The organism is Halospina sp. K52047b (genome assembly GCF_008709855.1).
Lineage (GTDB): Bacteria > Pseudomonadota > Gammaproteobacteria > Pseudomonadales > Oleiphilaceae > Halospina > Halospina utahensis_B.
Genome location: NZ_VYJH01000011.1, coordinates 107,567 through 116,325, shown reverse-complemented (window position 1 = coordinate 116,325; position 8,759 = coordinate 107,567). Strand labels below are relative to the sequence as shown.

Here is an 8,759-nt window from a genome sequence, read left to right as displayed (position 1 = left end):
CTACACGCTGTTCGAGCGCCTGCGCCGGTATCTGAAAAACACCGGCTTCGAGCGCATGAGCATCCACAACCTGCGGCTGAAGCTGATCAAGGTGGCAGCGGTGGTGATCCGCAACACCCGCCGGATCCGGCTGATGATCAGCGAGCATTACCCCTGGAAGGATGAACTCAGCCAGCTCGTTGGCCGCCTTGTTCCGACATAGACACAACGGGCGCCCCCGGCCCGAACCAATGGGGGAAAGGGGGCAGTGTCTCCAGAACCGGCTCAGTGATCAGAATCTGACCAGAGAAAGTTGTTGTGGGTCATCCTGGCGCTGGCTACGCTGCCAATAAACGCGCGTTCGGGCGCTCATGAGAAATCCGGGCTAAGCAACCTGTACCAATCATGGAGGATTTATGTCGAGCGGACTCGAATACAGAATGCCGGAGAAGGATACCGCTAAAGTTGCGTATCTCTGTCAGATCCTGAATCTGGAAAAACAACGGTTCAAGGATTTACCGGATAGAAAGCTCGTCGGCCTTTTATCCGATGTGATTCTTTATCACCACGTTCCCCGGATGGAACAGCGGCAGATTCTTAAGCGTTTGACGACACTGCCTGGCCCGTTGCACGCAAAATTGAGATCCAAGGTCGCAACACCACTCGTGCAACCTCTCTGGAGTGTGTGGTCACTGCCCACTCAGGAGTTATTTGAGTATCAGGAGCTCTTCGATACCATCGCCTCGTTTGGCAATTTTTTTGGCTACTCATTCAGCGCGATGTCAGCGAAAGAGATGATTGCAAAGGTCAAGTCCCTTCCCGACGAAGGGGGAAGAACTCCGATAACGCTGGCCTCAACAGTACTCATCTGGGGTTTCTTCTGGAACAACGAAAGCGCTAGGCAGACCATTCAGCAGGAGATCAATCGACGTGCAGGAAAAAAGTTCCAGAGCTGACCGGGTTCTGATCTCCAGCCTGGCATTGAAGGTAGGTCTGGCGGATTGGTTTCGATTCGTCAGGCTTTGCCTGCCAATTCTATTCGTTCTGGCTATTTACTTCTTTGAGATTCAGTTCAATCTCAGCGGCGTCATGAAGGCTGTACTGGTTTTTCTGGGATTGGAGATCATCAGTGACGCACCAGATTTTCTCTCCAAAGTGCTACGCAGAACAGAACCGGTTCTTGTCACTGGCAATGGCTTTATTGAGCTGAAACTGGAAAACGAATACCGGACCCCCATGAACAATCTGGTCAGCATGCAGGTGGACACCCATTGGTGGCCTTTGAAGCGCAACACCATAATCTTTGAGTTTCCCGAGGAGACTCAGGTTATTCGGACCAATCTCGATTACGGCCCCCTTTCCCGGTACTTAAATCAAATGAGTCGTGAACTGAAATGCGCTCGATAAGCGGCTGACCTGTCACGCTATGGAAAGCACATTCCCGATCATTGAAATTGACGCTGACTGGGCACTGGATGATGAGCCCATGGGGAGCAAGGACAAGTTCTGGCTTGAGCGCCCCGGAACAAGTCAGCTCCCATGGCTTTTCAAGTACAGTCGGGAGAACGAAGGAGAGGCCACCGGCGAGCACTGGGCCGAAAAGATTGCGGCTGAGCTTGCTCGAATGCTCGGAGTACCGCACGCCGAAGTCGAATTGGCGCGTTTCAATGGGCAGTGGGGGAGTCTTTGTCGGATGTTCTCGGAGTTAGATGACCATGCCATCGAACTGGTTCATGGTAATGAATTGCTGGCCGGGGCAATTCCGGAATATGACCCCGACCGGCGTTTCGGGCAGGTGCAGCACACGCTCGATAACATTTTCAGGGCGATTCGCTACGGCATAGGTGAGAATGAGCAGCGGCTGGAAGAGGCATTCAGCGGGATAGCAGGCTTTGTGGTACTTGATGCGCTCGTGCTCAACACTGACCGCCATCATGAAAACTGGGCATTGTTCCGGAGAACGTCAGTTCAGAGTCAAACCATTCACTGGCTGGCGCCGACGTTTGACCATGCATCTTCGCTCGGGCGCGAACAGCCCACACAGAAACTCTGTCAATGGCAGGATGACAGGAATCTGGACCGCGCAAAATGGTATGCGAACCGTGGAACGGGCGGCGTTTTCCGCCGTGTTGATACCCGTAAAGGCGAAAATCCTCTTACTCTGGTAGAATTGGCAGCCCGGAGATGGCCTCAATACTTGGATCCTTGGCTGGAAAGGCTCCACAAAATCCCAGTCCCAGAGATCGAACGAATTGTTGACGCAGTGCCCCAGGCCGCCATATCAGAAGAACACCGCTGGTTTGCCAGAGAGCTGCTAAACTACACTTACACTCGTTTAACGAGCCTGAGATGACGCAAACACTCTTTCTTGCATGGCAGGATCAATACAGTGGACCCGAAGCGCAGCCGGCGAGTCGGTTGTGGTTCCCCATTGGCCGCCTGGATATTGCGGAGAACGAGCGTGATTATCGCTTTCGTTACACCCACGGTGCAGAAGTAGCAAGGCAGAAAGCCGGCTTTGAACCTTTGGATTCCTTTCCTGAGCTGAAAAAGGATTACCATTCAGCCGAGTTGTTCACGTTGTTCCGCAACCGGGTCCCCAGCCCCAATCGTCGTGACTATGCGGACATTGTCCACCGCCTCGGTCTTGATGTGGATGCTGGCTCCTACGATATTCTGGCAGTTGGTGGAGGTCGCCGGCAGACCGATAATCTGGAGGTATTCCCCCAGATCCAGAAACGCGTAGACGGAGGCTTTGACTGCCGGTTTTTCCTCCATGGCTGGCGGCATGTCAGTGAAAGTGCAAGAGCGCACATCAATGAGCTCCAGGCTGGCGATTCTCTGCGGGTTGCTATCGAGTTGAATAATCCGGCAACAGGCATCGCGCTACAGCTCCAGACGGCGGATGACTACCACATGCTGGGTTGGGCACCGCGGTACCTGGTCCACGATCTGATGAACGCGGTTTCTGAAGCATCGAACGACCTCAGAGCGGAAGTAGCACGAGTAAACCCCGCGCCAGTGCCCCACAACCAGCGGGTTCTGGTACAGATGTCAGGCCACCTGCCAACCAATTACAGTCCGATGGATTCAGAGGAATTCATTCCGCTGGTAGGCTGACTCCCTCAGAGCTAGCGATATCCCGCCCATGTAGGAGCGAGCCTTGCTCGCGATCTTTTGTATTCCGGATCTTATCGCGAGCGAGGCTCGCTCCTACGGTGTTGAATTCGAATTTGATGATGGAATGTTTTAACCGATGCTGAACGGTCCTTTCTCTCCCTGGCCCTCCTTCACCCAGGAAGAAGCCGATGCGGTGCAGCAGGTGCTGCTGTCCAACCGGGTGAATTACTGGACGGGCGGGGAGTGCCGTGCCTTTGAGCGGGAGTTCGCGGCCTTTGCCGAGACCGAATACGCGGTGGCGGTGGCCAACGGCACTCTGGCGCTGGATCTGGCGCTGAAGGGGCTGGGGATTGGTGAGGGGGATGAGGTAATCGTGACCTCGCGGTCCTTCATCGCTTCGGCGTCCTGCATCGTCACCGCTGGTGCCACGCCGGTGTTTGCGGACGTGGACCGGGATTCGCAGGTGATCACGCCGGAGACCATCCGCCCCTGCATCACGGAGCGCACCCGCGCCGTCATCTGCGTGCACCTCGCGGGCTGGCCCTGTGACATGGACGGCATCAATGCCCTGGCCCGGGAACACGGGTTCTCTGTGATCGAGGACTGCGCCCAGGCCCACGGGGCCCGCTACAAAGGGCGTGCCGTGGGCAGCCTGGGGGATGTGGGCTGCTGGTCGTTCTGTCAGGACAAGATCATGACCACTGGTGGCGAGGGTGGCATGGTCACTACCAGTGATTCCGAACTCTGGGCCCGCATGTGGAGCTTCAAGGACCACGGCAAGAGTTACGACGCGGTCTACAACCGCGAGCACCCACCCGGGTTCCGCTGGCTCCATGAGAGCTTCGGCAGCAACTGGCGCATGATGGAGATGCAGGCGGTGATCGGCCGCATCCAACTCCAGCGCATGCCCCGGTGGCAGGAGCAGCGCTTGGCCAACTGTGAGGCGATCTGGTGCACCGCCCGCGAGTGCCCCGGCCTGCGTGCGCCGGAGGTGCCGGCGGACATCGAGCATGCCGGCTACAAGTGTTATGTGTTCGTGGAGCCGGACCAGCTCGCCCCCGGCTGGGATCGCGATGCCATCCAGCACGCGATCATGGAGCGTGGCGTGCCCTGCATGTCCGGTTCCTGCTCTGAGGTTTACCTGGAGAAGAACTTCCGGGATGCCGGGCTTGGGCCCGGATCGCTTGCGGGGGTTCAATCGCGAGCGGGGCTCGCTCCTACAGAAGATAACGAGAATGCCTTCCTTCCTGTTGCCCGCGAGCTGGGCAGCACCAGCCTGATGTTCCTCTGCCACCCCACCCTGACTGATTCCGAAATTGAGAAAACCTGTGATGTGCTGAAGGCGGTTATGGTCCAGGCGACGGGGTAATTGAGCGTTCCAGCGCACTCTGGGAGGGCCGCTTAAAAGGACTTTTATGGCATTTACGATCACACACCATGGCGCAGTGAGCGGCGTCACCGGCTCCTGTCACGAGCTGACACTGGGCCCTAACGGCATTCTGATGGACTGCGGCCTGTTTCAGGGTTCGGACAGCCAGGGGCGGGCCTCGGCCAGTGAGCTGGCCATTGAGTTCCCCATCGAGCATATCCGGGCGCTGGTGGTCACCCATGTGCACATTGACCATGTGGGCCGCATTCCCTACCTGCTGGCGGCCGGCTTCGAAGGGCCTATCCTGTGCTCCGAGCCCTCCGCCCGGCTGCTGCCGGCGATGCTCGAGGACGCGCTGAAGATCGGCTACACCCGGGACTATGAGCTGATCGAGCGGGTTCTGGGGCTGATCCGCAGACGTACCCGGGCCATTCCCTACAACCAGTGGCATCCGGTGTTTGAGGAGGGGGATGCGTCGCTGGCCATTCGCCTGCAGCGGGCCGGCCATATCCTGGGTTCCGCCTATGTGGAGTGCGATGCCCGTTCGGGGAGTGCACGGGAACGCATCGTGTTCAGCGGTGACCTTGGCGCACCTGGGACGCCTCTGATTCCGTCACCCGAGACACCGGAAGCCTGCGATCGATTGATTCTGGAGAGCACCTACGGCGACCGGGACCACGAGCATCGGGATGACCGCCGTGAGCAGCTCCGGGCTGTGATCGAGCAGGCACTGGGCGACGGCGGCACCGTACTGATTCCCGCCTTCAGCCTTGGCCGCACCCAGGAGCTGCTCTACGAGCTGGAGACCATCTTCCACGACAACCAGGGCGAACCCTGGCGGGATCTGGAGATTGTGGTGGACTCACCGCTGGCGGCGAACTTCACGGCGCTGTACCGCGAGCTCAAACCTTTTTGGGATGAGGAGGCCATGGAGCGGGTGGAGGCGGGGCGCCATCCTCTTTCCTTTGAGCAGCTCACGGTGATTGATGATCACCAGGATCATCTCAATGCCGTGGAGTACCTGAATGACACGGGCCGCCCCTGCGTGGTGCTGGCCGGCTCCGGCATGTGCGATGGCGGGCGCATCGTGAACTACCTCAAGGCCATGCTGGGCCAGAGCCGCAATGACGTGGTCTTTGTGGGCTACCAGGCCGAGGGCACCCCGGGCCGCGACATCCTGCGCTACGGCCCGGAGGGTGGCTGGGTGGAGCTGGACGACGAGCGCTACACCATTAAGGCGGGCATCCACCAGCTCAGCGGCTTCTCCGCCCACGCGGGCCGTTCCGACCTACTGCGGTTCGTGGATGGCATGCGCCCTGCCCCGCAGGAGATCCGGCTGGTTCACGGCGATCAGGGAGCCAAGAACGCGTTGGCGGAAGCCCTGCAGGATCGCGGGCACCAGGTGGTGATTCCCTGAGCCCGTAGGAGCTTGCCTTGCAAGCGATCCTGGGGTTTCACGAGCCTCACTCGCGATTATTTTTCGCCTGCAAGCAGGCTCCTACAGGGGTTGCATCCCTTAGGTACTCAGGAAAGCTCCTCCAGTGACTCGATCAAATCTGGAAGATCATTGCAGACTATGCTCCAGACAATGTCGTTATCAATTCCCAGATAGGCGTGAATAAGCCGATTGCGAGTCGCAATCATCTTCCGCCAGGGGATTTCCGGATGATCTTCCTGAACCCAGTCCGGGATCTTGGTGGCAGCTTCGCCGATCAGTTCCAGATTCCGCAGAGTCGCATCGTAAGTCAAAGTATCCTGTACAAACTTTTCCTGGTTCAGTCCCTCTGTGTAATTCACCGCTTTCTGCGCAAACTCGAGCATGTCACTCAGATAAAAGCGCCATTCACGGTGTTGGGTTTTATCAGCGCACATGGAGAGCATCCTTTTCCACAAAGGGCTTGAGTTCAGCCCTGAGCGCCTTGTCCGTCACCAGGTCAATACGTTTGTCGAGCAGATCTTCCAAGTAGAACTGAAGTCCAAAGTAATCGTTGGAAGTAGCTGGGCCCTTGAACTGCACCAGAATATCCACGTCACTATCCTCGCGCGCCTGCCCGCGAGCAGTTGAACCGAAAATGGCCAGATCGGCGACATTGAACTGTTTTTCAAGCTCAGGGAGATGCTCCCTGATCAGCGCGATCAGGCCATCCCGGCTGTTTGTAGGTCCACGATTACTCATACCCCGAAGCCTACCATCAAGCAGCAAAAGCGGCCACGCCCGCCAGTTGGGCAATACCAACCTGACGGGTTCCGAGATCGAGAAGACCTGTGATGTACTAAGGCAGTTATTCTGGCATGGGCGGACCACTGGCGCTTTTGATCCGCTTGCCCAGTAGATTGATAGCCCTGAAAAGGGGTGAATACTTCAACGGCGTCTCGAGCACCTCCATCTGCCCTCCATACTCCACGATGATTCGGTTTTGGCTGAAGGGGCCGAATCCTTCCTCCGCACGGATGGCGTCGATTTTTTCCAGGTTGAAAGCGTATTCACGATCCAGATAGAGCCGGAGCTGCTGGTCATCGCATTGATACAGAAGCTTCTCCTGGCTCCCCAGCCGGCCCAAATAATCGGGGAGCTCTGTAACGAACAGATACCCGACAAAGACGGCCAACACAATCACCACGCTCGTGAACTCTATCCGTAGGATACCGACCGTTATCTCGAGCAGAAGAAAGACGCCAAACAAAAGGGGAATGAAAAGCCCTCTTAAAAGTCGGTACCACTTCGCAAACCCAACATTGAGCCCAAGAGCCGATATGGACACGGTTTCAGAGTTCAATCTTTTTCCCCGCCCGCCTGTTGATTTCTTCCTGAATCAAAAGCCAGAGACCAGCATGTATCGAAAAAGGTAAAAACTCCCCACAAACCCCCTTGGCCTGCACAGAAGGAGACGAGACGATGAACGCGTGTGGATATCGAACCCTATCGCCACCCTCCCTGTACCGTCAACTTTACCCAGGTCAGCTTCTGGACTGCTCATCGGCATTTGTGTCGGATGCTGCAGCAGAGGGGGGGGCTGCGGTGGTCGAAGGGCCTGGGACTGTAGGAACTTACTCTACAAGCGATCCCGGGCTATCGCGAGCTGGGCTCGCTCCTACAGGGGGTGATGATCGCGCCATGCACCCTGACCGATTCCGGGATCGCGGGAAGTCAGTTATCCTTGCGGCTGTGCAGTAATCAACGATGAAAGGAACCCCCATGGGAACTGTAAAACGGAAGATGCGGGCAATAACTGACCGGATCCGGATGCCGAGGCTGCGCGCCCGGGGTCTGATCATGACGCCCCTGGTGGCTGGGCTGGCCGTTGCGGTGGGCCTGTTTGTGGTCTCGTTCTGGCCCAACAGTAACCCCGAAGCGCCGAAGCAGGATGCCATTGAGGAGGCGTTCACGGCCGATTCCGACCAGGACGAGCCGCCGGTGGGCTATTACACCACCGAGTCGCTGATCCGTTCCCTGGACGTTATCGTCAACAAGCGTGGCGGCTTTCTTTCCAACGACGTGCTGCCGCCCTTTGTGCTGATGGACAACATCGCGGCATGGGAGACGGGTGCGACCCGCCAGGCGCGGGATCTGTCACTGGCGCTGCGCAATGACGTCTCACGCTCCCAGTCACAGTCGAACGAGAACCCGAATCTGGTCCAGGCCCAGATCCTGCTGAACAACGACAGCGAGCGCTGGATCTTCCCGTCGGCCGAGGGCAAGTACAACGACGCCATTGAGGAACTCAGGGCGTACCGGGATGACCTCGCGGATCCGGACACCGCCCGAGGGGATTTCTACGCCCGTGCGGATAACCTGGCCACGATTCTCGACCTGATGAACAAGCGCCTTGGCAGCATGTCCCAGAACCTGGCCGCCAGCGTGGCGGAGAAGCGCCGGGCCACGATGCTGGCGAACGACCCCAGCGCGGCTGCCGCCAAGGCCCAGCCTGTGGAGCAGGTGAGCCAGACGCCATGGATGCAGGTGGATGATGTGTTCTACCAGGCCCGCGGCACAACCTGGGCGATGCTGGTCTATCTCAAGGCCATCAAGCGCGACTTCCGCAGCGTGCTTGAGGACAAGAACGCCATGGTCAGCCTTGAGCAGATCATCCGCGAACTGGAATACACCCAGCGCTCAATGACCAGCCCGATGGTGCTCAATGGCTCCCAGTTCGGCATGGTTCCGAACTATTCGCTGACGATGTCGTCCTATCTGACCCGCGCCAATGCCGGGCTGATCAACATCATCAGTCTGCTTCGGGACGGCTGATCCGCGTGCCTCTGTAGGAGTTTGCCTCGCAAGCGATACCTG

11 protein-coding genes are annotated in these 8,759 nt (G+C 57.9%); 8 read left to right on the top strand and 3 right to left on the bottom strand.

The genetic code is table 11. The annotated features are described in order from the left end of the window. From F3089_RS13190 to F3089_RS13160, 7 genes are all read left to right on the top strand, one after another. Positions 1 to 202, top strand: a 202-nt coding sequence (locus F3089_RS13190; RefSeq protein WP_192497383.1) for a transposase, incomplete at its 5' end; no start/stop codon positions are given. A gap of 193 nt (positions 203 to 395) precedes the next feature. Next, entirely contained in the window at positions 396 to 935 is a 540-nt protein-coding gene (locus tag F3089_RS13185) for a hypothetical protein (RefSeq protein WP_151441249.1), read from the top strand. Then, complete coding sequence (locus tag F3089_RS13180; protein ID WP_151441248.1) at positions 910 to 1,386, top strand: hypothetical protein; 477 nt, start codon at positions 910 to 912, stop codon at positions 1,384 to 1,386. Before F3089_RS13185 ends, F3089_RS13180 begins: the two co-directional genes overlap by 26 nt. A 19-nt stretch (positions 1,387 to 1,405) precedes the next feature. Continuing rightward, positions 1,406 to 2,332 carry a HipA domain-containing protein gene (locus F3089_RS13175; protein ID WP_151441247.1) on the top strand — a complete coding sequence of 309 codons (927 nt, stop codon included), beginning with the start codon at positions 1,406 to 1,408 and terminating at the stop codon, positions 2,330 to 2,332. Then, a complete protein-coding gene (locus tag F3089_RS13170) occupies positions 2,329 to 3,099 on the top strand; it encodes a DNA-binding protein (protein WP_151441246.1) in 771 nt (256 codons plus the stop codon). Before F3089_RS13175 ends, F3089_RS13170 begins: the two co-directional genes overlap by 4 nt. Positions 3,100 to 3,235: 136 nt before the next feature. Continuing rightward, entirely contained in the window at positions 3,236 to 4,468 is a 1,233-nt protein-coding gene (locus F3089_RS13165; RefSeq protein WP_151441245.1) for a DegT/DnrJ/EryC1/StrS family aminotransferase, read from the top strand. Positions 4,469 to 4,514: 46 nt separating this feature from the next. Beyond that, positions 4,515 to 5,885: an MBL fold metallo-hydrolase RNA specificity domain-containing protein gene (locus F3089_RS13160; protein WP_151441244.1), complete on the top strand. Its 1,371-nt coding sequence runs from the start codon at positions 4,515 to 4,517 to the stop codon at positions 5,883 to 5,885. 107 nt (positions 5,886 to 5,992) lie between these two features. Here the strand turns inward: F3089_RS13160 and F3089_RS13155 are convergent, their stop codons facing one another. The 3 genes from F3089_RS13155 to F3089_RS13145 all read right to left on the bottom strand — a co-directional run bounded on the left by F3089_RS13155 (position 5,993) and on the right by F3089_RS13145 (position 7,245). After that, on the bottom strand, positions 5,993 to 6,340 hold the full coding sequence (locus F3089_RS13155; protein WP_151441243.1) for a HepT-like ribonuclease domain-containing protein: 348 nt from the start codon (positions 6,338 to 6,340) through the stop codon (positions 5,993 to 5,995). Next, on the bottom strand, positions 6,330 to 6,644 hold the full coding sequence (locus tag F3089_RS13150; RefSeq protein WP_151441242.1) for a nucleotidyltransferase family protein: 315 nt from the start codon (positions 6,642 to 6,644) through the stop codon (positions 6,330 to 6,332). Before F3089_RS13150 ends, F3089_RS13155 begins: the two co-directional genes overlap by 11 nt. 106 nt (positions 6,645 to 6,750) lie before the next feature. Beyond that, positions 6,751 to 7,245: a hypothetical protein gene (locus F3089_RS13145; RefSeq protein WP_151441241.1), complete on the bottom strand. Its 495-nt coding sequence runs from the start codon at positions 7,243 to 7,245 to the stop codon at positions 6,751 to 6,753. 419 nt (positions 7,246 to 7,664) lie between these two features. Here F3089_RS13145 and F3089_RS13140 point away from each other — a divergent pair, with 419 nt between their 5' ends. Beyond that, on the top strand, positions 7,665 to 8,717 hold the full coding sequence (locus F3089_RS13140) for a DUF2333 family protein (RefSeq protein WP_225741761.1): 1,053 nt from the start codon (positions 7,665 to 7,667) through the stop codon (positions 8,715 to 8,717). Positions 8,718 to 8,759: the final 42 nt, after the last annotated feature.